Genomic DNA, 26,166 nt, shown 5'->3' on the forward strand with positions numbered 1-26,166 from the left:
ACGATGACGATTACACCGCGTATACATGACAATCTTATGACGGACACTTTTCAGACCGGCCAGAGATCCAGGACCAGCCCCGCACACACCACCAGTCCCGCCCAATGATTGTTGAGAAACGCCTGAAAGCAGCGATCCCGCGAACGATGGCGGATCAGCCAGTGCTGATAGAGGAAGATCAGCGCCATGCTCACAAGCCCCAGCCAGAAGAAATCACCCAGCGTGAGACGGGCCCCGACGATGACCAGAAGCGTCAGGGTGGCCAGCTGCAACAGGCCGATCATCAGCCGATCGTAACGACCGAACAGCACCGCAGTGGACTTGATGCCGACTTTCAAATCGTCATCCCGGTCCACCATGGCGTACTCGGTGTCATAAGCCACGGTCCAGGTCAGATTGGCGCAGAACAAGAGCCAGGCTTCCACCGGCACCGTTTCCAGTACGGCGCCGAAGGCCATGGGGATCGACCAGGAAAACGCCGCCCCGAGAAACAGCTGTGGCCAGTTCGTGTAGCGCTTCATGAAGGGATAGATGAAAGCCAGCACCACGCCGCCGAAGGCGAGCATCACGGTAAAGACATTGGTCAGACACACCAGTAGGAACGCGGCAATCACGAGACCCGCGAACAGTCCCTTGGCCTCGTTCTCGCTGATTCGCCCCGTGGCCAGAGGGCGCGTCTTGGTTCGTTTGACATGGCCATCCCAGTGACGATCCGCATAGTCATTGATCACGCAGCCTGCGGCGCGCATGAGATACACGCCGGCGACGAAGATCAGCAGCGTGTCTCGGGCCGGCATTCCATCCCCAGCAATCCATAAGGCCCATAGAGTCGGCCACATCAAAAGCCAGGTGCCGATCGGTCGGTCGAGCCGGGTCAGCTGCAGGAAGTCGGGGATTCGTTTGAGGCCACGGGGGCGAACGGCCTGGTCCATGAAGGTCTCCGCTAAATGTGTGAACAGTCTAGCGTTTAGGCAGCCCCAGATCATCCGCCATGCGCGCAAGAAAAAACTCTTGTACCAGCACCTTGAAGCGGCCATGACGAAACAGGGAGCGCCGCCCCCAGGGGCCTGGCGCAGCAGAATGAAAGGGCGCCGGTCGAGATGTTACCTCGATCGGACCTCGCTCGAGATCCGGCTGGCGGAACAACCAGCTGCCCAGAGAGCGTTCGCCTAGCTGGCGTAGACGCTGTCCCTGTAGCGCGCTCAGCGGCGCGACGGAGCGGGCCACTACCCAAGGGCGTCCGCCGGCGCATAAGGCCACTTCCCGGCGCCAGACCCACTGAGCGAAAGGAATATTCAATGCCAGCGCCTCGTCGCGTCGGGGCCGGTCCAAACGCTGAACAAGTAGGCGGACATTGAACTCGCCGTTCGCCGCTTCGGTCAAACGCCGGGTCAGCGAATCCGTGGAGGCGATCCAGTGCCACCAGGCGCTACTCATGGCCGGTCGCCAGGCGGCGGCGGGGCGCCAGGATATCAAGGCTTGGCAGGGCTGAAGATCGGCGCTCACGAGGGCTCCGGGTCAAAACAAGGGGCGGTAGTGTACCATGAGGGGTTAATGATGAATCGCTTGGCAGGAGTTTCATGAGCGCACCCTTGACCATTCTCGGCACTGGCATGGCCGGACTCGGACTGGCCCGTCAGCTGCGTGCCAAAGGATCGCAGCGTCCGATTACGCTTATCACCTCAGACAGTGGCGACGACTATTCCAAGCCCTTGCTCTCGACCGGTTTTGCCAAGAAGATATCCCCCGAGAAGCTGGTGGCACGCAGTGCCCTGCAGGTCGCCGATGAGTTGCAGGCAGTGGTGCGTACCCACACTCGGGTCGATGCCATCGATACTCGAACAGCCGAGCTTGTCATCGGGGCCGAGCGTCTTGGCTATGAAGAGCTGGTATTGGCGACCGGCGCCTCGTCTCGGCCACCTTTCGATATTCCCGAGTCTCTCCACGGGCGAGCCTTCACCATCAACGATCTCGATGACTATCGCGGCTTTCATGCGGCGTTGATGGCGCTGAATCGTCCTGGGCGGGTGGCCATCATCGGTGCAGGACTAGTGGGCTGTGAATACGCCAACGATCTACGTGCCGGAGGCCATGAGGTGATCATGATCGCCCCGGAAGACACGCCCTTGATACGGCTTCTTCCCGAGCCGCTGGGTCGCGTGCTGGGAAATACGTTTCTCGAGATCGGCATCGACATGAAACTCGGTCGCATGCTCGAAAGGTTGCGGGATGAAAAGACTCATGCAGCGCTGACGTTTGACGACGGGCAATCCCTGGAAGCCGATCTGGTGCTGATCGCCACCGGCTTGACGCCCCGCCTCGAGCTGGCGTGCCAGGCCGGGCTTGAGGTCAGCGCCCAAGGCATTCATACCGATCGCTATTTGCGTACCACGACACCGGGTATTTATGCCTTGGGAGACGGCGCCTGTGTGGCAGGGCTCAACGCCATGTACGTTCAACCTCTTCAGGCCAGCGCCAAGGCCTTGGCAGCGACCCTAACCGGTACCCTGAGCCCGGTCAGCTATGGCGCCTGGCCGATACTGGTCAAGACACCGGCCTGTCCGGTGGTAGCGCTGCCCCCAAGAAATACTCCCGCGCGTTGGCGTATTGAGGGCGAAGGCAACGATCTAACGGCGTTGGCCGAGGACGTGGAAGGACAGTTGATCGGCTTTGCGTTGACAGGGCAATGTGTGCGGAGGAAAGTCGAGCTGGCGCGAGTAGCACCTGGCTTGCTAGTCTAGGCGCGTAGTAATATTTCGCTGGTATCCATAATACGGCGAAGAAGTAGTTGTGTAATCGTTGGTACAACAACAACGGGTGGAAAATGCTGCCACCTTCGTCATAGCTCATATCAGGAGTGCTACATGCGTAAGCCAGAACTCGCCGCGGCAATTGCCGAGCGTGCCGATCTTTCCAAGGACAAGGCCAGTCAAGTTCTTAACGTCATTCTCGATGAGATTACCGAGACTGTCGCTCAGGGCCAGGATGTCTCATTGATCGGTTTTGGTTCCTTTGTGGTGCGTGAACGCGCTGCTCGTACCGGCAAGAACCCTCAAACCGGTGCGGCTTTGAAGATTCCCGCCAGCAAGACCGTTGCCTTCAAGGCAGGTAAATCCCTCAAGGATGCGGTTTCAAAGTAGACAAGACCCATCTTCATGAGTGTGCGGAACCAGCACCGTTGCGTGCAATGATCTAGCGTGCCGGCTATCCTACAGCCGGCAATTTTTTATGCCGCCAATGGGTAACGCCATGAAACTAAAATTGATGCTGTGGCTGCTAGGATTGATGTTGAAGCGTGCCAGGCGCGGCAATCAGCGCTTTCGTGAAACGCTGGCTGAAATGCATCGTCTGGACTGGGGTATCGCCACGGAAGATTTGAGTATCGCACGCCACTACCGCATGACACCGGATGCCATTGACAGTACTCCCGGTCTGCCGGTGGATCTCGATCTGGAGCTGCGCTTTCGCGACCCCGATGCGGCGGTTGCTCTCCTCAAGAAACCTACCCAGCGCGCCTTTTTGGATGGCATGATGGACGGTCGCGTACGTCTTGTGGGTGATTCGAAGGATTTGACGAAGTTGCAAAAGCTGTTGGGCTATTTGCGTTGACCGAATATAGAGCGTTTTGGCTCATACCTGGCCATAACGCCCCGCTTCCTCCCCCAACCAACGACGTATCAAGATCTCGCTGGCATCCGGGGCTTCTTCCAACAGCGCCTTGGCCAAGGGACTGACCCGATCAAGCAGATCCTTGTCCCGCTCCAGATCCGCGATCTTCATTTGGGCCAGGCCGGTCTGGCGAGTGCCCAACACTTCACCGGGGCCGCGCAGTTCAAGATCCTTCTCGGCAATACGAAAGCCGTCCGTAGTCTCCCGCATGACGCCCAGGCGTTCCCGAGAATGGGCTGACAGTGGCGGATGATAAAGCAGTACGCAGAAGCTTTCGGTACCGCCTCGACCAACCCGTCCGCGTAGCTGGTGCAGCTGGGAGAGGCCCAGGCGCTCCGGGTTCTCGATGATCATCAGGCTGGCGTTGGGCACATCGACCCCTACCTCGATCACCGTGGTGGCCACCAATAGATCCAGTTCCCCGGCCTTAAAGGCATCCATTACCTCGGCCTTCTCGGCGGGTTTCATACGGCCATGAATTAGACCGACGGCCAGTTCCGGTAAGGTTTCGGTCAGGGCATCTCGAGTCGCCTCCGCCGCCTGACACTGCAGCGCCTCGGACTCCTCGATCAGGGTACAGACCCAGTAGGCCTGCCGCCCCTCGCCGCAGGCGTGACGAATACGCGTGACGACTTCCGGGCGGCGTTCGTCTGGCACGGCGACGGTCTGCACCGGAGTGCGCCCCGGTGGCAGTTCGTCGATCACGGATAAATCGAGATCCGCATAGGCGCTCATTGCCAGGGTGCGGGGAATCGGCGTGGCGGTCATGACCAGCTGGTGTGGCGTCAACCCGCCGGCTTCGCCCTTCTGACGCAGGGCCAGGCGCTGATGCACCCCGAAGCGATGCTGTTCGTCGACGATGGCCAGACCCAGACGCTTAAAATGCACGTCATCCTGGAACAGGGCATGGGTACCCACCGCCATCTGGACGCGGCCATCGGCGATGGCCGCCTTGGTATCGAGTCGGGCCTTGCCCTTGAGCTTGCCGGAAAGCCAGCCCACCTCGATGCCCAAGGGAGCGAACCACTCCCGCAAATTGCGAAAATGCTGCTCTGCCAGGAGCTCCGTGGGCGCCATCATCGCTGCCTGACAGTCCCCGGCAATGGCCTGGAGTGCCGCCATGGCTGCTACCACGGTCTTGCCGGAACCCACGTCCCCCTGAACCAGGCGTAGCATGGGAGTCGCGGTTTCCAGATCCCGGGCGATCTCGTCGAGTACTCGGCGCTGGGCGCCGGTCAAGGCAAAGGGTAGCTGGGTGAGAAAACGTGCCTGAAGGCCCCGTCCTGACGTCAACGGCGGTGCGCCATCGGTCTGGATACGCAGACGTACCTGACGCAGGCTGAGCTGATGGGCAAGTAGTTCTTCCAAAGCCAGGCGTCGCTGGGTGGGATGGGTACCACTGGCCAGGCGTTCGAGATCCGCATCCGGCGGTGGTTCGTGAAGATAGCCCAGACAGGCATGCAGCTCCGGCAATCTGAAGCGCTCTCGCAGCGCATCGGGAATGCCGTCCGGCAAGGTGTGCGGTGCTTCCTCCAGAGCTTTGAGCGCCTGGGCGATCAAACCGCGTAAACGTGGCTGGGTGAGGCCTTCCGTGGTGGGATAGATCGGGGTCAGATGATCCTCGACCGGAGCATCTTCCTGGCGCAGCAGACGGTATTCCGGGTGATAGATCTCAAGCCCAGTAGCACCGGCTCTGGCTTCACCAAAACAGCGGACATGAACACCTGGGGCGAACTGCTGCTGTTGGGCCGGGGAGAAGTGAAAAAAACGCAGGCTGAGAATACCGGAACCATCCTTGAGCCTCACCAACAGACTGCGCCGGCGCCCTTTTATCACATCGGCGGCGCAGACTTCGCCATCCACCACCGCCTCCTGGCCGGCCCGCAGAGTAGCGATCGGCGTGATACGCGTGCGATCCTGATAGCGTAGCGGCAGATGAAACAGCAGATCCGCAATTCGCTCGATGCGTAGCCGGCTCAGCTTGGCGGCCATGGCATCACCGACTCCAGCAAGGGAAGTGACCGCCTGCTCGAGATCAGAGCGACTCATGGACCGATTCATGCGGGCACGCTGTCCGGCTGCTCCTGATAGGACTGCTTGACACCGTCGATCAGCGCATCGATGGCTTTGGGTCGCGGGAAGCTGGCGCGCCAGGCGACTGCCACGGTGCGGCTGGGCGCTTCCGGAGTGAAGGGGCGGCTTTCCAGCATGCCCGCCTCGTAGTGCCCGGTGCCGATGGCGGATTGGGGCAGCACCGTGATGCCCAGTTTGGAGGCGACCATGTGACGAATGGTTTCAAGAGAGCCGCCTTCCGCGGTCAATGTATTGGAAGGACTGTTCAGTTGAGCACTGATGGCAGGACAGGCCTCGAGGATCTGATCGCGAAAGCAGTGCCCTTCGCCGAGCAGTAACAAACGCTCCTTCAGCAGATCTTCCTTGTCGATGGTGGATCTGCGCGTCCAGGGATGATCGCTTGGAATCAACACCTCGAAGGGTTCATCGTAAAGCGGACGCGTGACCACATCGACTTCGGTGAAGGGCAGCGCGACGATGATCGCATCGAGTTCACCGCTGCGCAGCTTATGGCGCAGGTTGGCGGTGAAGTTCTCCTCGATGTACAGGGGCATGTGAGGGGCCATGCGCGCCAGCTGCGGGATCAGATGCGGAAACAGATAAGGCCCGATGGTATAGATGGCGCCGATGCGCAAGGGGCTTGATAACTGATCCTTGCCTTCGCTTGCCAGCTCGCGAATGATGCTTGCCTGTTCGAGCACGCGCTGAGCCTGTTCGACGACCTTTGCGCCTAGCGGGGTCACTTGCACGGTAGCCTTGGAGCGTTCAAAAAGCGCTACCTCGAGTTCGTCCTCGAGTTTCTTTACCGCCACGGATAGGGTCGGCTGGGAGACGAAGCAACGCTCCGCAGCGCGTCCGAAATGACGTTCCTGAGCCAAGGTTACGATATAGCGGAGTTCTGTTAGAGTCATGATTGGACCCGCGAGGGCTTCCTGTCGATTCGATGGATTATGTTCGTTTTACCAAGGAGCTAGGTAAAGGTGAAGAATACGTGTTTGATTCTCGGCTGTGGCGACATCGGTAAAACCTTGGGAACCCAGCTGATCGAGGCGGGCCATCGCGTGATCGGTGCGCGCCGCAATCCTGAGCAACTGGCCTTAAGTGGCATCGAGCCCCTGACCATCGATCTCAACGACCCCGACGCGCTCAAGACGCTGCCGGAGGCGGATATCGTCGTCTACGTGGTGAGCGCCGATCGCTTCGATGAACAGGCCTATCAGGCCGCCTATCGAGACGGCTTGAAGGCGGTATTGGCCGAATTCGACGAGCGCTCTCATAAGCCCAAGCGAGTGTTCTTTGTCTCATCGACTAGCGTTTACGCACAGCAAGACGGAGAAACCGTCGATGAGAGCGCTCAAACCCAGCCTACCGGATTCGCAGGTCAGCTGATGCGTGAAGCCGAACAGACGCTCACCGATCATAGTCTGCCCGGTACCGTGGTGCGCTTTTCAGGTATTTATGGCCCCGGACGCGATCGGCTCATTCAGCAGGTACGGGAAGGACGCATCGCCGCTGCCACGCCGCCCATGTATTCCAACCGCATTCATCGGGATGACTGCGCCGGTGTGCTATCTCATCTGATCGCCAAGACCCTGAACGATGAGCCATTGGAGGATCTTTACCTGGCCAGCGACTGCGAACCGGTTCCCCTGCATGAAGTAATGGCTTGGCTTGCCAAGCGGCTCAAGGTCGAGACTCACGAAGTCATACAATCCCCGCTGCGCCGACGCTCGAGCAAATGCTGCGACAATTCGCGCCTGCTCGAAACCGGCTACGAATTCCGCTACCCAAGCTTTCGTGAAGGTTACGCCCAAGTGCTTGAAAGCGCGAACCAGGGCCGTCGCACCCAAAAAGCCTGATACCGCTACGCCGCCCATCTGGCGGCGTAGCTATCTTGATCATTCATTCGAACCATTCAATTGCTCGGCTTAGTCACCCAGTACCATGACGCCATCCGCTTCGAACTGGCTTCTCTTGGGCAGTGCCTTGACGCCAACGGCTGCTCGGGCCGGGTGGGGAGCGGTGAAGAACTCTTCCATGATCTTGTTGACCACGATGAAGTTGTCCAGATCCACCAGATACAGATTGAGTTTGACGATATCCTGCAAGGAGCCACCGGCTTCCTCGCAGACGGCGCCGAGATTAGTGAAGACCTGACGCGCCTGATCCTCGATGTCACCTGAAACCAGCTCCATGGTTTGAGGATCAAGGGGAATCTGGCCGGACAGATAAACCGTATTGCCGGCCTTGATGGCCTGGGAGTAAGGGCCGATGGCCCCAGGTGCCTTTTGGGTCTGAATGATGGCCTTGTTACTCATAAATGACTCCTCGTCATGTTGCACCAAAATAAAAACGATCGCCCTGCCGCCATAGGAGCGGCAGGCGATCATGGATCATCAATTGTGGACGCGGGTGACCTTGTCTACGTTATGCAGGTTGCGAATGCGCTTGATGATGCGCGCCAGATGCACTCGGTCGCGGACCGCCAGGGTCAGATTGACCAGGGACAGGCGGGCATCCCGCTCCTCGATGCCAACTCGTTCGATATTGGCATCCGCGTCGGTCACCAGGCTTGCAAGCTCTGCCACCAGCCCACGGCGCGATTCCATGGCAATACGCAGCGCCACGGGAAAATCGCCGCTGATATCCGGCGACCACTCCAAAGTCAGCAGCTTGTCCGGCTCATTGCGTAACTCGATGATATTGCGACAGACGCTACGATGCACCACGATACCCTTGCCGACGGATAGATGACCAATCACCGAATCCCCGGGCAGCGGATGACAGCAGCGAGCGAAGCTGATGACCATGCCTTCGGTGCCGTTGATGGCTATCGGCCCTTCCTGATTCGTTACAGCGTGCGCTATTTCCTGAAGATCGTTTTCTGCCAGGCGCCGCGCCACGGTATGGGCCATGCGGGTGCCCAGGCCAATGGATTCAAGCAGATCATCCTCGTGGGATATACCGGACTCACACAGCAGTTTCTGCACCGGCTCTTCAGAAAGTTCTTCGAAGCTGGTGGTGTAATCCGCCAGTGCCCGGTTCAGTAGCCGTTGACCAAGCTGAATGGATTCACTGCGCTGCTGATTCTTGAGGGCATGGCGAATGGCCGAGCGCGCCTTGGCGGTAACGACGAAATTCAACCAGGCAAGACTGGGGCGAGCTCCCTTGGCAGTGATGATTTCCACGGTCTGACCGCTTTCCAGACGCGTCGATAGGGGGGCCAGGTGCCGGTCGATGCGACAAGCGATGCAGTGATTGCCGATATCGGTATGCACCGTATAGGCAAAATCCACCACCGTGGCCCCTTGGGGCAATTCCATGATGTCGCCCCGAGGGGTGAAGACGTAGACATCGTCTGGGAAAAGATCGTTCTTGACGTGTTCGATGAATTCCAGGGAATCGCCGGCCTGGCGCTGCATCTCGAGTAGACCGCGGACCCACTCCCGGGCCCTCGCATGGCTGCCCAGGGCAATGGGATGCTCAGTCTGGCCCGCCTTGTAAAGCCAGTGGGCGGCGATGCCATTGTTGGCCATCGCTTCCATCTCGCGAGTACGAATCTGCACTTCGATGGGGATGCCGTTGGTACCGAACAGGGTGGTGTGCAAGCTCTGATAGCCGTTGGCCTTGGGAATGGCGATGTAATCCTTGAAGCGACCAGGAACCGGTTTGTACAGATTGTGTACAGCGCCCAGGATACGATAGCAGCTGTCGACGTTGTCGGTGATGATGCGAAAGCCGAACACATCCATGATCTCGGCAAAGGGTTTGCGCTGATCGCGCATCTTGCGATAGATCGACAGAAGATGTTTCTGACGACCGATCACGGTGCCAGGCAGGTTATCGTCATCGAGACAGTTCTGCAGCGTGGTCTGGACCAGACGAATCATCGTGCGACGATTGCCCCGGGCCTTGGAAACGGCCCGCTTGATGCGCTCGGCACGCATCGGATAAATCGCCTGAAAAGAGAGGTCTTCAAGTTCGATGCGGATGGTGTTGATGCCCAGCCGCCCGGCGATACGAGCATAAATTTCCAGGGTTTCCCGAGCGATACGACGTTTCTTGTCCGGGCGCAACGCACCGAGAGTGCGCATGTTGTGCAACCGATCCGCGAGCTTGACGATGATCACGCGAATGTCCTTGGACATCGCCATGACCATCTTCTGGAAGTTCTCGGCCTGGGCGACCGCCTTGTCCTCGAAGGTGATCTGAGTCAGCTTGGAAACGCCGTCCACCAGTTCCGCTACCGGCTCGCCGAACTGCTGGGCTAGAGCGTCCTTGGAAATACCGGTGTCTTCGATCACGTCATGCAGCATGGCGGCCATCAGGCTTTGATGGTCCATGTGCATGTTGGCGAGAATGTTCGATACCGCTAGAGGGTGAGTGACGTAGGGCTCGCCGGAGCGCCGGCTCTGGCCGTCGTGGGCCTGTTCGGCATAATAGAAGGCGCGCTTAACCTGCTGAATTTCATCCAGAGGAAGATAACCGCCAAGGCGATCGGCCAGATCATCAATGGTGAACATACAGCGCGCCTATTATGAGGAACTTCTTGAGAGCTACGTCAAAAGTCGCGAACCTTGCCCATCCTATCTTGAATTCTTACGGCCCCGGGCCGCTGGATCCACCGGCGTTTGGTAACCGCCGGTGTCGTTGTTTCATTTTCAGTTACATTGACGCTTGGCTATACCGGGACATCGGAATCGTAGCTGATGGGTTCAGGACGCACACGTACCGGTGCTTCGACGGGCTCGTCGAGAACGGTCTCATCGACCTTGCCAGCCGCAATTTCTCGCAGTGCCATCACTGTCGCCTTGTCATTTTCCCAAGGCAGCAAGGCATCTCGGGAGCCCCGGGCAAGTTGACGCGCACGCTGGGTAGAAATCATGACCAGCTTGAAACGGTTTTCGACATTCTCAAGGCAATCTTCAACGGTGACTCGCGCCATGGATAGTATCCTGATGTGTTATGCAAGCATGTAACGGCAACGTAGCATGGGCATGTACGTCACTTGTACACGAAAACGAAGGATGGAACCAGATAGTCTACTCGACCCCATCGATATGTGACAAGAGTGCTTGTAACAGCGGCCCTTGGCGTTCCCGAACACGATCAAGGCGACAGCGTTCTGCCAGTATCACGGCGATCAGTTGGGTCAGGGCGCTATCGAAATCATCGTTGATAATGACATGGTCGTATTCGTCGAAATGGGCCATCTCGCTAACGGCGTCCTGCATGCGCCGCGCAATCGTTGCCTCGTCATCGGTGCCGCGATGGGAAAGTCGCTCGTGTAGTACGGTGTGCGAGGGCGGCAATATGAATATTGAGATGGCGTCTGCCATCTGCTCGCGCACCTGACGCGCTCCCTGCCAGTCGATCTCGAGGATCACGTCCTGACCAGAGGCCAGTAGTGCTTGTACCGCCGGGCGTGAGGTGCCGTAGTAGTTGTCGAATACTCGAGCATGCTCGAAGAAATCACCGCGCTCGATCATCTGTTCGAAGGTGGCGGTATCGGCGAAGTGATAGTTGATACCGTCGTTTTCGCCTGGACGCATGGGGCGCGTGGTATGGGAGATCGATACCTGGATGGCGTCGATGCGCTCGAGAAGCGCATGTACCAAGCTGGTCTTGCCGGCGCCGGAGGGCGCGGAAACGATATAGAGTGTGCCGTGAGACATGAGAGGCGTTCGCTGGGATCTTTACGAAAGAAAACCGCATTATCGCACATTGCCGCTACACTATGCGGCTCAATGCTTGAACAAGGATGCTCATGAACGATAGCCCCAGAACGTCTTCGCATCTGGCGTTTCTTGGCTTGGCCTTTGCCTTCCTCGTCGCCATGCTAGGCACGACCATGCCCACCCCGCTTTATCCCGGCTATCAGCAGCAGTTCGGCTTTTCGGAGCTCATGATTACGGTGATTTTCGCCGCCTATGGCGCTGGGGTAATCGGTGCACTGATCGTGACCGGCCGCTGGTCGGATCAGCTGGGCCGGCGTCCGCTGCTATTCGGGGCGCTGCTGGTCGCTGGTGTGAGCGATATTGTCTTCTTGAGCAGTCAGGGTCTTGTCTGGCTGCTCATCGGGCGTGTGCTGTCGGGTATTTCCGCAGGAATATTCACCGGCACGGCGACGGTTGCAGTGATCGAGCTTGCGCCCAAAAAATTCAAGGGGCTTGCCACCTTCGGCGCCACCGCCGCCAACATGGGCGGGCTGGGCCTGGGGCCCGTCATGGCCGGCTCCCTGGCTCAGTATGCGCCATGGCCGCTGCATCTTGCCTATGGTGTGCATCTAGGTCTGACAGGGTTTGCACTGATAGCGGTATGGTGGGTGCGGGAAACCGTCGAGCGCCCGGCACATCCTAGCTTCGCCTACAGAAACTGTCGGTGCCCCGGGAAGTACGCGGCGTGTTTCTACCCGCCGCCATCGCCGGTTTTGCAGGGTTTTCGGTGCTGGGGTTCTCTACCGCCATGGCGCCGGCGTTCATGACCCAGGTGCTTGGCTATTCGAATCTTTTGTTGATTGGGGCTGTCTCCGGCACCGCATTCTTTGCTTCCATCGTTGGGCAGCGGCTTCAAGATCGCTTGAAGCACGCTTGGCGACTGCCGATAGGGTGCGTGCTGGTGTTAGTGGGTGCGATATTGATCGGCACCGGTATCGGGCTCGTCTCCTTGGGCGTTTTCATTTTGGGGGCCTTTGTCGTAGGCCTGGGTCAAGGGATAGCCATGCGAGCGGGACTAGGCGATATCACCGCCTATTCTCCAGCGAATCAGCGCAGCGCAGTCACCTCAACGTTTTTCGTAGTGACCTATGTAGCGCTTTCGGTGCCGGTACTGGGTATCGGGCTGACTGCCAGGTACATCGGTCTGCCGGCTACCGGCATGGGGTTTGCCGGCTTCGTCGCACTGCTTGCGCTGGTGGCGCTGATACTACTGCTCAAGCGCCAGGCTCAAACGTCTTCGGCGTCTTCCAATCCCTCTTCTTCGGAGTCCTGATATGACCTTGTCGACTGATACCCGCACCCTGCGCATCCGTCGTCCCGACGACTGGCACCTGCATCTGCGTGACGGCGCGACGATGGCGACGGTACTGCCCTATACCAGCGCTCTGTATGGCCGGGCCATCGTCATGCCGAATCTGGCCGCTCCGGTGACCACTGTGGCCGCAGCCCGGGCCTATTGCGAGCGCATACTGGCGGCGTTGCCTAATGATCACGACTTCACGCCGCTGATGACCTGCTATCTGAGCGACAGCGTGACATCTCAGACATTGGAGGAGGGCTTTGCCGAGGGCGTATTCACCGCCGCCAAGCTCTATCCGGCCAATGCCACTACCAACTCCGCTCATGGCGTGAGTGACGTCAAGGCGATCTATCCGCTGTTCGAGACGATGCAGCGTCTGGAAATGCCGCTTTTGATTCATGGTGAGGTGACCCATGCCGAGGTAGATATCTTCGATCGCGAAAAGATCTTCATCGACGAGGTGATGGAGAATATTCGGCGCCAGTTTCCCGAGCTCAAGGTGGTCTTCGAGCACATCACCACCCGTGAGGCCGCTCAATACGTGCTGGAAGGCAACGACACCCTGGGGGCGACGATCACCCCGCAGCACCTAGCCCACAACCGCAACGACATGCTGGTGGGCGGTATTCGCCCGCACCTTTATTGTCTGCCGGTACTCAAGCGTAACGTTCATCAGCAGGCGCTGCGCCAGGCCATCGCTAGCGGCCATCCACGCTTCTTCCTGGGCACGGATTCCGCGCCCCATGTGGCCAGCGCCAAGGAGACGAGCTGTGGCTGCGCTGGTGTGTTCAATGCCCCCACGGCGCTTGAAATTTATGCCACGGTATTCGAACAGGAAGACGCGCTCGAACACTTTGAAGCCTTCTGTTCCCTCAATGGCCCGCGCTTCTATGGTCTGGAACCCAACGAGGATGTCATCGAACTGATTCGTGAGCCTTTCGAGGTGCCGGAAACGATAGGCTGTGGCAACGAACATTTCGTACCTTTCAAGGCCGGGGAGTCGCTTGCCTGGACGGTAAAAGGGGCTGATCGATGAGAGGCGCCTGATGATGAAACCTGAGTGATTGAATCGCTTAAAAAGAAAGCATGCTATTTATACGTTAGTCGTATTTTGCGATAATGAACGGCTTTTTCTGGCCTGGTGTAGGGCTTGGCAGCAGGGTCATCAACCGGCGTTCTCTCGTCATCTATCTTGTCATTTACGCTCATGAAGTTACTCCATGTCTAAGCATACTCACGCGGCGAACTCCCTCCGGGCAGCCCACCCTCGCCTGGTCGAACTCGTCCTGGCTTTGGGCGGTTTCAGCATCGGTACCAGCGAATTCGTCATCATGGGACTGGTGCATCGGGTGGCCCACGATCTGCAGGTACCGATCCCGGATGTGGCTACGCCATCAGCAGCTATGCGCTAGGCGTCGTGGTGGGCGCGCCGCTTATTTCCGCATTGGCGGCTCGGGTACCCCGTCGCGCCTTGCTCATCGCCCTGATGCTGCTTTTCGCGATCGGCAATCTGGCAAGCGCTTTGGCTCCGAGTTTTGGCTCCTTCGTGTTGCTGCGCTTTGTCTCCGGCTTGCCTCATGGCGCTTATTTCGGCGTCGCCGCTCTGGTTGCTGCCGCGGCGGTACCTGTCAATCAGCGCGCCGGTGCGATAGGACGGGTGATGCTGGGACTATCCACCGCCATCTTGATTGGCGCGCCGCTGGCTACTTGGGCCGGTAATCTGTTCGGCTGGCAGGTAGCCTTTACCGGCGTGGGAATCGTGGCCCTGTTCACGGCACTGATGGTGCGCCTTGTGGTACCCGCTCAGGCCGCGGATTCCAATGCGAGCCCCAAGCGCGAGTTCACTGCATTGATCAAACCCCGGGTCCTGTTCACTCTGGCGGTGGGCTGTATTGGGTTTGGCGGCATGTTTGCGGTATTCAGCTATGTCGTACCTACCCTTGTCGAGCAGGCGGGCATGCGCGAAGCGCTAGGGCCCCTGGTACTGGCGATTTTTGGTATCGGCACCATGCTCGGCAACGTGATCGGTGCGCGTCTGGCGGACAAGAACCTGCTGCGGGCCATCCCCACCATCCTGATCTGGTGCTTGGTAGTGCAAGGGCTTTTCTATTTTGCCGCCAACTCTTTATGGCTTGGCATTCTATGTGTCGGGCTCGTGGGAACCAGTGTGGCCATGAGCCCGGCCCTGCAAACGCGGCTGATGGACGTGGCGGAAGACGCTCAGACCATGGCCGCCTCACTCAACCACGCCGCCTTCAACGGTGCCAATGCCTTGGGCGCCTGGCTCGCCGGTGTCACGGTCAAAATGGGCTTCGTCTGGTCCACCACCGGGCTAGTGGGGGCAGGGCTTGCCGCCGGAGGGCTGGTAATCTTCTATATCGGGCTCTGGGTAGAGCGGCGCAGCCAGACGGTGGCTATCGAAAAGGACAATGCACTCCGCAGATAACAGACTGCCATGCAGATGTATCTAGCTGTTCATCAGCTGCGAGCATAAATAGGCGCTTTTAGGCAGCAGGCCGATTTTCAAACCTAGAGGGCGAAAGGTTTGGTCGAGTAGCGCAAGCGTCTGGCTACCTTTACACCCGCCATAGCCGGTTACCGGCGTAGCGTCGATGGCTGGACCGCCTGGCCAAGCAACTGGCGCACGAAGTAGTTGTTGATCGGGACTTCGTCAATAGCCGCTTCGCTTATCACAGCGGCGCTAGACAACTCGATAGAGTGCTAGGCAATCAGCTGGATACTCTGCTGAATGAACACGGCGACGCCATGTGGCTGCCTAGGACTGCCTAATGGTTGCAAAACGGTGAAGAGTGTTTTCGATTGCTACAAAAAGGCGGAAAACTATATGTGTTGTGCCAAACATGTATATTTTTTAGTAAAATCTATGCATATGATACAGGACATGCATAGAAAGCACTAAAATCTATCATTGAGGCTGTTTTACCCATGACTCTTTCGATTCCAGAGCTACCGCCAGCCAACATCGTCGAACTGGAAACTCGCGAAGTACTGAAGAAAACCGCCGTGGCACACCGCTATTTGGCTGAGCTGAAAGGAGTCGCGGCTAGCATCCCCAACGAGGCCATCCTGGTCAACACGCTCAGTTTACAGGAAGCGAAAGACAGCTCGGAAATCGAGAATATCATCACCACACATGATGAGCTCTATAAAGCCAGCCTGTTTGCAGAGGCAATCACCAATCCTGCAGCCAAGGAAGTGCAAGATTACGCCTTTGCGCTCAAAGAAGGATTTCAGACGGTACGCCAGCAAAAACTTATCCGCCTGGGAGACATTCTCAGCGTTCAGGAAAATCTGGAAAAGAATAACGCAGGATTGCGCCGGCTCCCGGGTACAGAACTCAAGAACGCCCGAACCGGTGAAGTGGTTTACACCCCGCCACAACATGCGGACGACATCGAACGTTTGATGAATAACCTGGTGCAATACATCAATGACGATACTCTCTGTGATGCCGATCCACTGGTGAAAATGGCCATTATCCATCACCAGTTTGAAAGCATTCATCCGTTTTACGACGGCAACGGTCGTACCGGACGCATCCTCAATATTCTGTATCTGGTGGCCAAGGAACTGCTCAACCTGCCAGTGCTGTACTTGAGCCGTTTCATCATTCGTCACAAAACGGATTATTATCGCCAATTACAGCAAGTGCGGGAAACCGGTCAATGGGTGCCGTGGTTGCTGTACATGCTCGATGGCGTGATTGATACTGCCCAAAACACTATTAAAATGATCACCGAGATCAAACAGCTGATAGGCCAATATAAGCACCGCATGCGCGATGAATTACCGAAAATATATCGTCAAGAGCTGCTGAATAATCTGTTTAACCATCCCTACACTAAAATTGATTTTGTGATGAATGATCTGGGTGTTTCACGTATTACCGCCACCAAATACTTAGAGCAGCTGGTGGATCATGATTTTTTGCACAAAGAAAAAATTGGTCGAGGCAATTACTACATCAATCACCCCCTGTGTGCGCTATTGATCGAACACGCCTGAGTGGCTATTTCGTATTTTTATCAGGAGCTCTAATAGTTACTGGCGAGACGGGAACTTCATAATGGTTAGCCTGCCGGTCGAGCAAATCCTCTGAATTTATGACATGGCATCGTTATATTATTGGATTCCGCTCACGCCTATCGTCGCTCGCTCGCCGTCAAATGGGCTAAGGCGGGTTTGCGCCTAGAAGCGCTGCCACCCTATGCGCCCGAACTAAACCCAGCCGCGTCGATCAACTCTTCGCCTACGCTGATACCATTGAAAAACGAATCAACAACGCCCTGGGCAGGGTCAACAATCTCACCGAGTCCATCCTAGCCAAGACCTTCCGTGGCGAACTGATCGAGCACGGTAAAGGCGCGATTCACTACCGCAGCGATGAGCTACTAGACACTCCGAACGGGTTGCCATGGCTGAACCGCGAACATCTTCGACGTGCCGGAAAGCACTACCGTCCGAGCATGCCCTATCGTTTCAAACTCTACCTCGGCCTTTTTAAGCGCTCCCGGATTTTCGAGATTGTCCGGGACGCCTACCCAGACCAAGCGGATTCCTGGGTGGAGCGCCAGGAGCGCAGCAACGATCGCGGGCTGACCTGTTCGCTCTCCGTGGAGGTGGATGAGCAGGGCAGAGTCAATCCCGACAGTTTTGCCATCTCTACCGCACCTTGGGTACTTGGCGCGCTCCAGCAGGGAAGATTGGATCAGGTCACTCGCGACGCCTTTAAAGCCGCTAACAAGGTGTTTCGTCAACGATTGACGAAAATTTTAACGGTGGCGGATAACCTCAAGCAGGAGCATGGTTTGCCTCCTGTGCTGACCACCTTCGAGCTGATCGAGATACTCAAGGCGATGGCGGTGTGGACCTCTTTTACGCCGGGAGACGATAACGGCCCGACCTTTTGCAGACCGACGGACGTTCGCTGTTGATGCGTCAGCTTGTACCGGCTCGCATGCCGTTGAGACGCTGGCCGGATGAAGACGAGCACTCGATGAGTCTGATGCAGCAGTTCGCGATCAACAGCATCGATACGGATCTCGACGAGCGTGGACTCTACTCCGTGAATGGCCCGCCGGGGACGGGTAAGACAACCATGCTGCGCGATTTAGTAGCACGCAATGTGGTCAAGCGCGCGGAGGCGTTGTCGGGACTCGAGTCGGTGGGCGAGGCTTTTGACGATGACCTTCAGGTCAACATTGATGGCGAACTGCGCAGGATCAAAACGCTGATTCCAGCGCTGTCCGGTTACGAGATGCTGGTGGTCTCGAGCAACAATGCCGCAGTGGAGAATATCACCCGAGAGCTTCCTGAGCGCAAGGCGCTGGGAGACGCCTACCGCGAGATGGCCTATTTGAAGCCTGCCGCCCAGAAGCTCGCTGCTGAACACGCATTGAAAGAGGACGGTGAGGCAAGTCTCTTCTCGTTAAGCGAGGAAGAGTCATGCTAGGGGCTGATCGCCACTGCGCTAGGGAAAAGCGCCAACCGCAAGCAGTTTGGCGAGCGACTGTTCTTTAAACCCGTGGAAAGTCACCGTCTCTAAGGCGGTGCTGAGCACTACCGCACCTTGATTCCAGCGCTCAGGGAGTTGGCCGGTGGGCGCGATACACAGCTAGGTTTCAAAGACGCTCAGCGTGCCTTCAAGGTGGCGCGCGCCAAGGTTGAACATATCCTGGAAGAATTGGAGCGTTTACAGGAACTAAAGCGTCAAGCCAAGCAGATACAGGCGCAGCGAGATTTGATCGAACGCTACCGACTCGAGGCCGCACGACTGGAACTTTGGAGTGTAAAACGACAAGCACGTCGGGTTGGGGTATGGCCGTTCAAGCACTATTTGGCACATCGGATGCTGCTTAGGCGCTTGCGCCAAAAGCAGCATCGAGCCGAGAAAACAGCGGCTCTAAGCAAGCAGCGCGCCGATGCGCTCGAGCGTCAGCTTGAAAAAGCACGTAAAGAGAATGCGCATCTATGTGAGCGCTATAGCGATGCCTTGCTACCCGATGAGGCGCTGGATCTGGAGGTGCCGGATATACAGCGCACCTCTTTTGGCCATTGCCAGGTACTGAATCAGGCGCGAGCGCAGCTCACTGCTCGGGCCTTCGAGCTGCACCAGGCTTGGCTGGTCGCGGCCTATGACGATAAATCGCAGCGCCTGCATAAAACGCTGTTCTCGCTCATGCCGACCATCAACGGCAGTGTGCTCGATCGCGACGCAGCCAAGGCCTTGTGGCAAATGCTGTTCATGATAGTGCCGGTGATTTCTTCGACCTTTGCCTCCGTCGCCAGTCAGTTCCGAGCATTGAAAGAGGCTGAAATAGGTTGGCTGTTTGTCGACGAGGCGGGACAAGCGACGCCGCAACAGGCAGTGGGCGCCCTTTGGCGTGCCAAGCGTGCGGTGGTGGTAGGCGACCCTTTGCAAATAGAGCCAGTATTTACGGTTCCTCCCGAGCTAGTCGATACCTTAGCGAAAGGCGAGTTTGCAGACGAGTGGTACCAATGGTCGCCGACGGTGACTTCAGTGCAAACCGTGGCGGACCGCGCGAATCCTTATGGGACTTACCAGATTGCCGATGATCTTTGGGTGGGTAGTCCGCTGCGGGTACACCGGCGCTGCGATGAGCCAATGTTCGGTATTGCCAATGCCATCGCCTATAACGGCAAGATGCTACATGGCAATTCCAAGTTATCTGACGGGCCAGGCAACAGCCGCTGGATCAATGTCGCCGGTCAGGTAAGCGGCAAGCACTTTGTACTGAGACAGGCCAAATGCGTGCATAAAATACTGCTCCAATATATTGAACGTGAAAAAGAGCCGCCTCCGGTCTATATCATTTCTCCCTTCAAGGCCGTGGCCAGTGGTATTCGGCATTATCTCGGCCAACATTTGTCTGGTGAGTGGTTTGGCGGGCAAAATAAGTTACACAGCTGGCTCAAAGAGCGTGTGGGTACGGTGCATACCTTTCAGGGTAAGCAAGAAGAGCGGGTCATCCTGGTGTTGGGATTATCAGAAGATAATCCGGGTGCCGTCGAGTGGGCCGCCAGCAAACCCAATCTGCTCAATGTGGCACTCACCCGAGCGAAGAAACGTATTTACGTGGTAGGTAGCGTCGATATCTGGGCGGGTAAAAGGTATTTTTCGGAAGCGTACGAGCAGTTACCTGTTATATCCAATAGCTCTGATGTTTTAGATACCCGGGGCGATTCAGGCAGGCTTGAGTAGCCTGGTAGACGTTGCTATTTCAATTTCATAAGAGCAGTAATCATTCCTGTCATAGGTTGCTTCTGATAAATTTGTCGTCTCATTAGTTGCTCTTACTTCGTATGGCAACTAATGTGTTGCTATAAACGAAAAAGCAACTAATAAGCTGACGACCTATGTCTTTACTCGAACAGATCAAATCGCACCGCTTAACGCTAGGCCTGAAGCAGAGCGACATGTTGATGCGGCTGGGCATGTCCCGGCAGCAGTATCAAAGGCTGGAAGCCAACGGTAATCCGCGTCTGAATACTCTGGAGCTGGTAGCAAAAGGCCTCAACGCTGAGTTGATGCTGATACCACAAGGTAAACGCGAAGCAGTGCTTGCTGTGCTGGCAAGTGGGCATGTGCCCGATCAGGCAAGCCCTGAACATGAAACACAGGAGCAGACCAGCGACCCCTTGGTTGATGATCCTTGGGAGGGATTGCTGGGGGAAAACGAATGAGGCTACGTATTCGGGTTGCAATCCCATGGATCGGTTAAGCATTTTACGACTGACGCTGCATGATCGTCTGGTCGGTCATCTGGTTGGCTACAGAAGTGGCAAGAATCTTCTTCTCTTTGCAGAAGAGTTTGCGTGGGACCCAGTGCGCCCAACGCTCAGCCTGATCACCCATCCACGGTTTCCGAAATCCGCGGAGCTCTTGAAGCGCGATTGGGCCAGGCATCACGGGGTGCATCCCTTGCTGTCCAATTTGCTGCCGGAAGGTGCCTTGCGTGAGCTCCTGGCACAAAGCCTGAAGACTCACATTGACCATGAATTCGAGCTGCTGGCTTGGCTTGGGCGCGACCTGCCCGGTGCTCTAGTCGCGACACCCCTGGCGCCCGAAGACGTGCCCAAGACGTTGCTGCACCGCCTGGCGTTTGAAGACTCAGCGGATATCGAGCAGATACAGCCCATTGATCTTGCAAGTAAGTTCTCGCTCGCCGGCATACAGATGAAGTTCTCCATGAAGGAGCAAGACGGCCGATATAACTTGGCGCAGGGCGGTACCGGTTCTGCGGATGTGGATCTTGGCGACTGGATTATCAAGACGCCTTCGACTCGCCACGCACAGGTTCCCTTGAATGAATATTCGGCAATGACGCTGGCCGCTATTGCAGGCATTGATATTCCAGATATTCGCCTGGTCGAACTCGATCAATTGGAGAATCTCCCACCCATCAACCTACCACTGGAGAAGCAAGCCTTCGCCATAAGGCGCTTCGATCGCAGGCATTACCAAGGTGGAATCGAGCGCGTCCACATGGAAGACTTTGCCCAGGTGCTGGTGAAGTATCCTAGGGAAAAATACGGCGCGGCAAACTATGAGCAGATCGGCCGTATTCTGTACCAATATTCGGGAGATGGTATTGCCGATGTGCAACAGTTTGCTCGGCGCATCCTGGTCAATATCTTGCTGGCCAACGGTGATGCGCATCTCAAGAATTGGAGCCTATTGTATAGCGATCGCGTCACCCCGAGACTGTCTCCGGCGTACGATATCCTGACAACACGAGCCTACATCGACGGTGAACGCAGCTTCGCGCTTAACCTGGCGGACAACAAGGACTGGTATCGGGCGTCGATGGACAGCTTTCGCCGTTGGTCAGATAAGTCCGGCATTCCCTGGCGGCTGATCAAGCCGCACCTTGATGACACCCTGGACATGGCACGTACACGCTGGCCGGAAGCGCTACAGCAGCAGCCCATGCTCGAACGTCATAAAGACGCGTTAAAGGCTCACTGGCAACAGCTGCATCCTGACTTTCGGATTCGCAGGGGCTGACATCACTCAATATTCTGAATCTGCTCGCGCATCTGCTCGATCAACACCTTCAACTCCACCGCGCAGCGGGTACTTTCCGCCACCACGGATTTCGATGATAGCGTGTTGGCTTCCCGGTTGAGTTCTTGCATTAGAAAATCCAGCCGGCGGCCGACCGGGCCTTTTTGCGTGAGCTGGCGCTCGACTTCAACGACGTGGGTTTCGAGGCGGTCGAGCTCTTCGTCGACGTCGGCCTTCTGGGCGAGCAGGGCGATTTCGGCTTCAATACGCTGGGGATCGAGATCGGCCTTGAGAGTGGCGAGACGTTCGCTGAGCTGGGTGCGCTGGCGCTCGAGTATCGAGGGCAGCAGGGCACGCACTTCCGCGACCTGAACACGAACGCCTTGCAGACGAAGATTGATCAGCTGGGCCAGGTGTTCACCTTCCCGGGCACGACCGGCAATCAGATCGGAAAGCGCTTCCTCGAACAGGGCGCTGGCTTGCCGCTTGACCTCGTCCAGATCGGCGCCTTGTATTTCGACCACGCCAGGATGATCCAGCAGCGCCAGGGCATCGGGAATCGGCGCCTCGGGTACCTCGGTGCGAATGTCCTGCAAGGCCCGGGCGAGTTCCGCCAGGCGCGCGCGGTTGACGCTGAGCAATTCCCCACTGGCAGCAGGCTCGAAGCGCAGGGTGCATTCCACCTTGCCCCGAGCCAGGCGATTGCGCAGGGTGTCGCGAAAGGCGGGCTCGAGATCGCGCAAGGAATCCGGCAGGCGGAAATGTGGCTCCAGATAGCGCTGATTCACCGAGCGCAATTCGAGCGCCAGGCTACCCCAGGCGGCTTCTCGAGTCTGACGGGTGAACGCGGTCATGCTGTGAGCCATGAAGATATCCTTGTGCCGGTGTGAATAAAGCACCGAGTGTAACGGATTCGAACCCGGCGGAGGTGTAGAATGGCGCGACGCTTTTTTAGTGAAACTTTCAGATTTTAGTGAAACGCCTAGAGGAATTATGCACCCAGCCAGACGACCCAGCGGACGCCAGCCCGACCAGACCCGCCATATCACCCTGACCCGAGAATACACCCGTCATGCGGAGGGCTCGGTACTGGTCGCCTTCGGCGATACCAAGGTGTTGTGCAATGCCAGCGTCGAGGCCGGCGTACCGCGCTGGCTGCGCGGCAAAGGCCAGGGCTGGATCACCGCGGAATATGGCATGCTGCCCCGGGCCACTCATACCCGAGGTGGACGGGAGGCGAGTAGCGGCAAGCAGGGCGGTCGCACTCTGGAGATTCAGCGTCTGATCGGGCGCAGCCTGCGGGCGGCGGTCAATCTCAAAAAGCTCGGCGAATACACCATCACCGTGGATTGCGACGTGATCCAGGCCGACGGCGGCACCCGCACCGCCTCGATCACCGGCGGCTGCGTGGCACTGATCGATGCCATCCGCTATTTGCAGCGGGAAAAGCTGATCAAGGGCGACCCGTTCAAGGAGCTGGTCAGCTCGGTCTCGGTAGGCATGTTCCGCGGCACGCCGGTGGTGGATCTGGATTATCCGGAGGATAGCGGCGCCGAGACGGACATGAACGTGGTGATGACGGAAAGCGGCGGGCTGATCGAGGTACAAGGTACCGCGGAAACGACGGCGTTTTCGCGTAAGGAGCTCGATGCCATGCTTGATCTAGCGGAGAAGGCCGGTAGTGAGCTGTTCGAGCATCAGCGTGAGGCGCTGGGGCTGCGCAGCTGATTTTTAATGAGCGGGTAACAAGCAAAGAGGGCGCCAGGGAAATCTGGCGCCCTCTTTGTTCATGGGACAGTCAGTAAAATCTATCGCTCACCAATAGCCCAACAGCTTCCACCACAGGCCACCGACTACGGTCCAGACGACGATGTTGACCACGCTCATGACAAAGCCTGCGCGCCACCACTCTGCCAGGGTCACGTAGTTGGAGCCATAGACGACCGGCGAGGTGCCTGTGGCATAGTGAGTCAGAGTCATCATGATGGAAGACGCCGCTGCCAGCAGCAGTACGAAGAACATGGGCGGCGCGCCCAGGCTTAAGCCCACGACGAGAAAGGCCCCCATCATGGCGGTAATGTGGGCGGTGGTGCTGGCAAAGAAGTAGTGACTGTAGAGAAACACCAGTATCAAGAGACCGCTGGCAATAGGCCAGCCCATATTGGCGCTACTCAGCCAAGTTTGAATGGTGCCAGAGAACCAGTCGATGACGCCAAGCTCGTTGAGTTGGGTGGCCATCATTACCAAGGCGCCGAACCATACCAGCGTATCCCAGGCGGTCTTTTCAGCGAGAATGTCCTGCCAGGTCAGCACGCCTGTCACCAGCAGTATCGACAAGCCTATGAAAGCAGTGGTGGTGGAGTTGATGCTCAAGTCCATGTAGCTACCGGCCAGGAGATTGGGAACGTCTGCCCAGAGCAGCAGCAGTATCACAAACACCAGCAACATGATTTTCTCGTCCCGGCCCAGCCGACCGAGCTTTTTCAGGTTTTCCTGAGCAAAGCGCTTTGCGTCCGGCGTGTGTTTTATTTCCGGGGTATGCAGCCAATACAACACCAGGGGCATCAGCAAGATGGCCACGAGGCCAGGCAGCAGCATCGCCAGGGCCCAGGTTGTCCAGCTCAGGGTAATGGCGCTGTCCGTGGCGTCAGCGATCAGTTTGACCGTCAGCGGATTAGGCGCCGTTGCGGTGATGAACATGGCAGAGGTAATGGGGTTGCTATGATAATTTACCAGGCCAGGTACTTGCCGATCTTTTCCGTGGTGTTCTGCTCCGGGGTGGAGTCAAAGCTTTGGGCAATGGACAGCATGATAGGATGCATGATGCCACCGCCCCGGGCGGTATTGCTTGGTGTCACTGGCGCCAGGGTAAGCTCGGATAGGGCGAGGCTGTAGCCGATGCCTATCGAGCGTTTGCCGAAGGCGGCAATGAAGTAATAACTGATGCGCGCCCCGAGCCCGGTCTTGATCAGCCCCCGGGCAATCATGATGGCAATGGCAATCAGCCAGATCAGGGGGCTAGAGAAGCTGCCGAGGGCATCCTTGATGGCGGTGCCAGGGTCGTCGCTGGTCACGCCGGTCACCGCGACCAGGGTGATGGCCAGGATGGAAATCGCCCCTATGGGCATGGCCTTGCCGATGATGGCAGCGATGGTACCGATGAAAATGGCCAGCATGAGCCAGCCTTGATTGGTCACTTCGTCAGGCTGAGGAAGAAACCAGACCACAAGCGCAAGCGCGATGGCCACGAGCATGGGAACAAGACGAAAACCCAGTGAGGTAGAGGGCATATAGGGACTCTTTATGAGATGGCGATATGCGATTGGCGTTTTAAAGCGATAAAAAGGCGATAACTTATTGATACATCTATTTTATGAAATATAGATCAATTTGTTCGCCATCATAGTAATAGTCAGGGTATGTGGCATGATTTGCATCAATAGTCGTTCAATTGCTTTGCAAGCTTATGACGAAAGACGCCGACCCTAAAGTCGGCGTCCTGCTGAAGAGCGACGAAAAATCGCAGTCAAAGTTCGAGATCGTACTCGATGATCAGGGGCGCGAACTCGGAGAAAGTCGCGTCATAATCGATCCAGGCATCCACTACATGCTGGCGAAAATTGGGTCCGACGATCTGGTAATCGATGCGCCAGCCCTCTTGACGCCCTCGCGGCACCTCCTGATCGAGTTTGGGCCACCAGGTGTATTCACCGGCGTCGCGATTGATCTCCCGGAACGTATCGATGAAACCGGTAGGACCAAACACCTGATCCATCCAGGCGCGCTCTTCCGGCTTGAAGCCTGGCGTGGTCTGGTTGTCCGCCCAGTTGGCCAGATCGAGGGTCTTGTGGGCAATATGCCAGGTACCACAGATGATGTACTCGCGACGCTTGCGTGCCATCTTGCCCAGGTAATCCTGATACTGAGCCATGAACGTCTGCTTGGCGGCGTAGTCGCTGCCATCCGGCATCAAAAAGCTTGCGATGCTGAAGCGGTCGTAGTCGGCTTGAAGAAAGCGCGCCTCGACGTCGCACTGCTCGAAGCCCAGACCGTACATGATGGCCTTGGGAATCTTGCGGCAGTATAGGCCGACGCCAGAGAAGCCATCCTGCTCTGCATCCAGGAAGTAGCCTTCGTAGCCGGAGGGGTAGAGAATGCTGTCATCGAGCTCGAAGCTCTTGGCCTTCAGGTTCTGTACACATACGACGTCGGCATCCTGCTCGTCTAGCCAGTCGAGGAAACCTCGCTCGACCGCTTCGCGAATTCCATTGACGTTGATGCTGGCGATTTTCATACGTAGTCCCTTTTCCGTCGCGCGTGTATCATACCCGAGCTTTAGACGTTTGGGTAAATAGCGC

General features: G+C 57.3%; 25 protein-coding genes and 2 pseudogenes. 16 read left to right on the plus strand and 11 right to left on the minus strand.

Features of this window, described 5'->3' with window-relative positions:
• Window positions 1–50: 50 nt before the first annotated feature.
• Both ubiA and CH74_RS00100 read right to left on the minus strand, forming a co-directional pair.
• The gene (ubiA, locus tag CH74_RS00095) at window positions 51–932 is read right to left on the minus strand and encodes a 4-hydroxybenzoate octaprenyltransferase (protein WP_048305468.1); all 882 of its coding nucleotides are present in this window, start codon (window positions 930–932) and stop codon (window positions 51–53) included.
• 28 nt (window positions 933–960) lie between these two features.
• Window positions 961–1,506, minus strand: coding sequence for a chorismate lyase (locus tag CH74_RS00100; protein WP_048305469.1), 546 nt, complete (start codon window positions 1,504–1,506; stop codon window positions 961–963).
• A 74-nt stretch (window positions 1,507–1,580) separates the two neighbouring features.
• On the opposite strand from CH74_RS00100, the gene CH74_RS00105 reads away from it, so the two are divergent.
• From CH74_RS00105 to CH74_RS00115, 3 genes are all read left to right on the plus strand, one after another.
• Window positions 1,581–2,741 carry an FAD-dependent oxidoreductase gene (locus tag CH74_RS00105; protein ID WP_048305470.1) on the plus strand — a complete coding sequence of 387 codons (1,161 nt, stop codon included), beginning with the start codon at window positions 1,581–1,583 and terminating at the stop codon, window positions 2,739–2,741.
• A 123-nt stretch (window positions 2,742–2,864) separates the two neighbouring features.
• A complete protein-coding gene (locus CH74_RS00110; RefSeq protein WP_048305471.1) occupies window positions 2,865–3,140 on the plus strand; it encodes an HU family DNA-binding protein in 276 nt (91 codons plus the stop codon).
• A 109-nt stretch (window positions 3,141–3,249) separates the two neighbouring features.
• On the plus strand, window positions 3,250–3,609 hold the full coding sequence (locus CH74_RS00115; RefSeq protein ID WP_048305472.1) for a hypothetical protein: 360 nt from the start codon (window positions 3,250–3,252) through the stop codon (window positions 3,607–3,609).
• A 21-nt stretch (window positions 3,610–3,630) separates the two neighbouring features.
• On the opposite strand, the gene recG is transcribed toward CH74_RS00115, so the two are convergent.
• Window positions 3,631–5,718, minus strand: coding sequence for an ATP-dependent DNA helicase RecG (recG, locus tag CH74_RS00120; RefSeq protein WP_048305613.1), 2,088 nt, complete (start codon window positions 5,716–5,718; stop codon window positions 3,631–3,633).
• Window positions 5,719–5,726: 8 nt separating this feature from the next.
• The gene (locus CH74_RS00125; protein WP_048305473.1) at window positions 5,727–6,653 is read right to left on the minus strand and encodes a hydrogen peroxide-inducible genes activator; all 927 of its coding nucleotides are present in this window, start codon (window positions 6,651–6,653) and stop codon (window positions 5,727–5,729) included.
• Window positions 6,654–6,722: 69 nt separating this feature from the next.
• On the opposite strand from CH74_RS00125, the gene CH74_RS00130 reads away from it, so the two are divergent.
• On the plus strand, window positions 6,723–7,601 hold the full coding sequence (locus tag CH74_RS00130) for an NAD(P)H-binding protein (RefSeq protein WP_048305474.1): 879 nt from the start codon (window positions 6,723–6,725) through the stop codon (window positions 7,599–7,601).
• Between the two features lie 69 nt (window positions 7,602–7,670).
• On the opposite strand, the gene CH74_RS00135 is transcribed toward CH74_RS00130, so the two are convergent.
• The 4 genes from CH74_RS00135 to gmk form a co-directional block, all read right to left on the minus strand.
• A complete protein-coding gene (locus tag CH74_RS00135; protein WP_048305614.1) occupies window positions 7,671–8,060 on the minus strand; it encodes a RidA family protein in 390 nt (129 codons plus the stop codon).
• 78 nt (window positions 8,061–8,138) lie between these two features.
• Window positions 8,139–10,265, minus strand: coding sequence for a bifunctional GTP diphosphokinase/guanosine-3',5'-bis pyrophosphate 3'-pyrophosphohydrolase (gene spoT, locus CH74_RS00140; RefSeq protein WP_048305475.1), 2,127 nt, complete (start codon window positions 10,263–10,265; stop codon window positions 8,139–8,141).
• A gap of 158 nt (window positions 10,266–10,423) precedes the next feature.
• Window positions 10,424–10,687, minus strand: a complete 264-nt coding sequence (rpoZ, locus tag CH74_RS00145) for a DNA-directed RNA polymerase subunit omega (protein WP_048305476.1) — start codon at window positions 10,685–10,687, stop codon at window positions 10,424–10,426.
• A gap of 97 nt (window positions 10,688–10,784) precedes the next feature.
• On the minus strand, window positions 10,785–11,417 hold the full coding sequence (gmk, locus tag CH74_RS00150; RefSeq protein WP_048305477.1) for a guanylate kinase: 633 nt from the start codon (window positions 11,415–11,417) through the stop codon (window positions 10,785–10,787).
• A gap of 92 nt (window positions 11,418–11,509) precedes the next feature.
• On the opposite strand from gmk, the gene CH74_RS19130 reads away from it, so the two are divergent.
• From CH74_RS19130 to CH74_RS00195, 11 genes and pseudogenes are all read left to right on the plus strand, one after another.
• Window positions 11,510–12,226, plus strand: a complete 717-nt coding sequence (locus CH74_RS19130) for an MFS transporter (protein WP_253272856.1) — start codon at window positions 11,510–11,512, stop codon at window positions 12,224–12,226.
• Complete coding sequence (locus tag CH74_RS19135) at window positions 12,145–12,732, plus strand: MFS transporter (protein ID WP_253272857.1); 588 nt, start codon at window positions 12,145–12,147, stop codon at window positions 12,730–12,732. Before CH74_RS19130 ends, CH74_RS19135 begins: the two co-directional genes overlap by 82 nt.
• A 1-nt stretch (window position 12,733) precedes the next feature.
• Window positions 12,734–13,795, plus strand: coding sequence for a dihydroorotase (gene pyrC / locus CH74_RS00160; protein WP_216594670.1), 1,062 nt, complete (start codon window positions 12,734–12,736; stop codon window positions 13,793–13,795).
• 184 nt (window positions 13,796–13,979) lie between these two features.
• Window positions 13,980–15,205: pseudogene (locus CH74_RS00165) on the plus strand (MFS transporter).
• A 170-nt stretch (window positions 15,206–15,375) separates the two neighbouring features.
• Entirely contained in the window at window positions 15,376–15,549 is a 174-nt protein-coding gene (locus tag CH74_RS19880) for a hypothetical protein (RefSeq protein ID WP_367379071.1), read from the plus strand.
• A 156-nt stretch (window positions 15,550–15,705) separates the two neighbouring features.
• Window positions 15,706–16,785 (plus strand): Fic family protein, encoded by a 1,080-nt coding sequence (locus tag CH74_RS00170; protein ID WP_048305478.1) that lies wholly within the window; start codon window positions 15,706–15,708, stop codon window positions 16,783–16,785.
• Between the two features lie 461 nt (window positions 16,786–17,246).
• A complete protein-coding gene (locus CH74_RS00175; RefSeq protein ID WP_048305479.1) occupies window positions 17,247–17,714 on the plus strand; it encodes a hypothetical protein in 468 nt (155 codons plus the stop codon).
• The gene (locus tag CH74_RS00180; protein WP_048305480.1) at window positions 17,714–18,232 is read left to right on the plus strand and encodes a hypothetical protein; all 519 of its coding nucleotides are present in this window, start codon (window positions 17,714–17,716) and stop codon (window positions 18,230–18,232) included. The genes CH74_RS00175 and CH74_RS00180 overlap by 1 nt, the downstream gene beginning before the upstream one ends.
• Before the next feature lie 117 nt (window positions 18,233–18,349).
• Complete coding sequence (locus CH74_RS00185; RefSeq protein WP_156181279.1) at window positions 18,350–20,002, plus strand: DEAD/DEAH box helicase; 1,653 nt, start codon at window positions 18,350–18,352, stop codon at window positions 20,000–20,002.
• Between the two features lie 155 nt (window positions 20,003–20,157).
• Window positions 20,158–20,484 carry a helix-turn-helix domain-containing protein gene (locus CH74_RS00190; RefSeq protein ID WP_048305482.1) on the plus strand — a complete coding sequence of 109 codons (327 nt, stop codon included), beginning with the start codon at window positions 20,158–20,160 and terminating at the stop codon, window positions 20,482–20,484.
• 25 nt (window positions 20,485–20,509) lie between these two features.
• Window positions 20,510–21,808: a type II toxin-antitoxin system HipA family toxin gene (locus tag CH74_RS00195; RefSeq protein ID WP_048305483.1), complete on the plus strand. Its 1,299-nt coding sequence runs from the start codon at window positions 20,510–20,512 to the stop codon at window positions 21,806–21,808.
• Between the two features lie 2 nt (window positions 21,809–21,810).
• On the opposite strand, the gene CH74_RS00200 is transcribed toward CH74_RS00195, so the two are convergent.
• A complete protein-coding gene (locus CH74_RS00200) occupies window positions 21,811–22,674 on the minus strand; it encodes a YicC/YloC family endoribonuclease (RefSeq protein ID WP_048305484.1) in 864 nt (287 codons plus the stop codon).
• A gap of 127 nt (window positions 22,675–22,801) precedes the next feature.
• On the opposite strand from CH74_RS00200, the gene rph reads away from it, so the two are divergent.
• Window positions 22,802–23,536 (plus strand): ribonuclease PH, encoded by a 735-nt coding sequence (gene rph / locus CH74_RS00205; RefSeq protein WP_048305485.1) that lies wholly within the window; start codon window positions 22,802–22,804, stop codon window positions 23,534–23,536.
• A gap of 87 nt (window positions 23,537–23,623) precedes the next feature.
• Here rph and CH74_RS00210 read toward each other — a convergent pair.
• Together CH74_RS00210 and CH74_RS00215 are read right to left on the minus strand one after the other, a co-directional pair.
• A pseudogene (locus tag CH74_RS00210) lies at window positions 23,624–25,098 on the minus strand (DASS family sodium-coupled anion symporter).
• Window positions 25,099–25,334: 236 nt separating this feature from the next.
• On the minus strand, window positions 25,335–26,102 hold the full coding sequence (locus CH74_RS00215) for an exodeoxyribonuclease III (protein WP_048305486.1): 768 nt from the start codon (window positions 26,100–26,102) through the stop codon (window positions 25,335–25,337).
• Between the last annotated feature and the right edge of the window lie 64 nt (window positions 26,103–26,166).

This window comes from Halomonas sp. PR-M31 (genome assembly GCF_001039575.1).
In the GTDB taxonomy this organism is placed as follows: domain Bacteria; phylum Pseudomonadota; class Gammaproteobacteria; order Pseudomonadales; family Halomonadaceae; genus Modicisalibacter.

What these genes read in the sequence shown, in the direction of transcription:
- ubiA (WP_048305468.1), bottom strand. Translation starts at nt 932, where the DNA reads ATGGACCAGGCCGTTCGCCCCCGTGGCCTCAAACGAATCCCCGACTTC.
- CH74_RS00105 (WP_048305470.1), top strand. Translation starts at nt 1,581, where the DNA reads ATGAGCGCACCCTTGACCATTCTCGGCACTGGCATGGCCGGACTCGGA.
- CH74_RS00110 (WP_048305471.1), top strand. Translation starts at nt 2,865, where the DNA reads ATGCGTAAGCCAGAACTCGCCGCGGCAATTGCCGAGCGTGCCGATCTT.
- CH74_RS00115 (WP_048305472.1), top strand. Translation starts at nt 3,250, where the DNA reads ATGAAACTAAAATTGATGCTGTGGCTGCTAGGATTGATGTTGAAGCGT.
- recG (WP_048305613.1), bottom strand. Translation starts at nt 5,718, where the DNA reads ATGAGTCGCTCTGATCTCGAGCAGGCGGTCACTTCCCTTGCTGGAGTC.
- CH74_RS00125 (WP_048305473.1), bottom strand. Translation starts at nt 6,653, where the DNA reads ATGACTCTAACAGAACTCCGCTATATCGTAACCTTGGCTCAGGAACGT.
- CH74_RS00135 (WP_048305614.1), bottom strand. Translation starts at nt 8,060, where the DNA reads ATGAGTAACAAGGCCATCATTCAGACCCAAAAGGCACCTGGGGCCATC.
- spoT (WP_048305475.1), bottom strand. Translation starts at nt 10,265, where the DNA reads ATGTTCACCATTGATGATCTGGCCGATCGCCTTGGCGGTTATCTTCCT.
- rpoZ (WP_048305476.1), bottom strand. Translation starts at nt 10,687, where the DNA reads ATGGCGCGAGTCACCGTTGAAGATTGCCTTGAGAATGTCGAAAACCGT.
- gmk (WP_048305477.1), bottom strand. Translation starts at nt 11,417, where the DNA reads ATGTCTCACGGCACACTCTATATCGTTTCCGCGCCCTCCGGCGCCGGC.
- CH74_RS19130 (WP_253272856.1), top strand. Translation starts at nt 11,510, where the DNA reads ATGAACGATAGCCCCAGAACGTCTTCGCATCTGGCGTTTCTTGGCTTG.
- pyrC (WP_216594670.1), top strand. Translation starts at nt 12,734, where the DNA reads ATGACCTTGTCGACTGATACCCGCACCCTGCGCATCCGTCGTCCCGAC.
- CH74_RS00170 (WP_048305478.1), top strand. Translation starts at nt 15,706, where the DNA reads ATGACTCTTTCGATTCCAGAGCTACCGCCAGCCAACATCGTCGAACTG.
- CH74_RS00175 (WP_048305479.1), top strand. Translation starts at nt 17,247, where the DNA reads ATGCCCTATCGTTTCAAACTCTACCTCGGCCTTTTTAAGCGCTCCCGG.
- CH74_RS00180 (WP_048305480.1), top strand. Translation starts at nt 17,714, where the DNA reads ATGCGTCAGCTTGTACCGGCTCGCATGCCGTTGAGACGCTGGCCGGAT.
- CH74_RS00190 (WP_048305482.1), top strand. Translation starts at nt 20,158, where the DNA reads ATGTCTTTACTCGAACAGATCAAATCGCACCGCTTAACGCTAGGCCTG.
- CH74_RS00195 (WP_048305483.1), top strand. Translation starts at nt 20,510, where the DNA reads ATGGATCGGTTAAGCATTTTACGACTGACGCTGCATGATCGTCTGGTC.
- CH74_RS00200 (WP_048305484.1), bottom strand. Translation starts at nt 22,674, where the DNA reads ATGGCTCACAGCATGACCGCGTTCACCCGTCAGACTCGAGAAGCCGCC.
- rph (WP_048305485.1), top strand. Translation starts at nt 22,802, where the DNA reads ATGCACCCAGCCAGACGACCCAGCGGACGCCAGCCCGACCAGACCCGC.
- CH74_RS00215 (WP_048305486.1), bottom strand. Translation starts at nt 26,102, where the DNA reads ATGAAAATCGCCAGCATCAACGTCAATGGAATTCGCGAAGCGGTCGAG.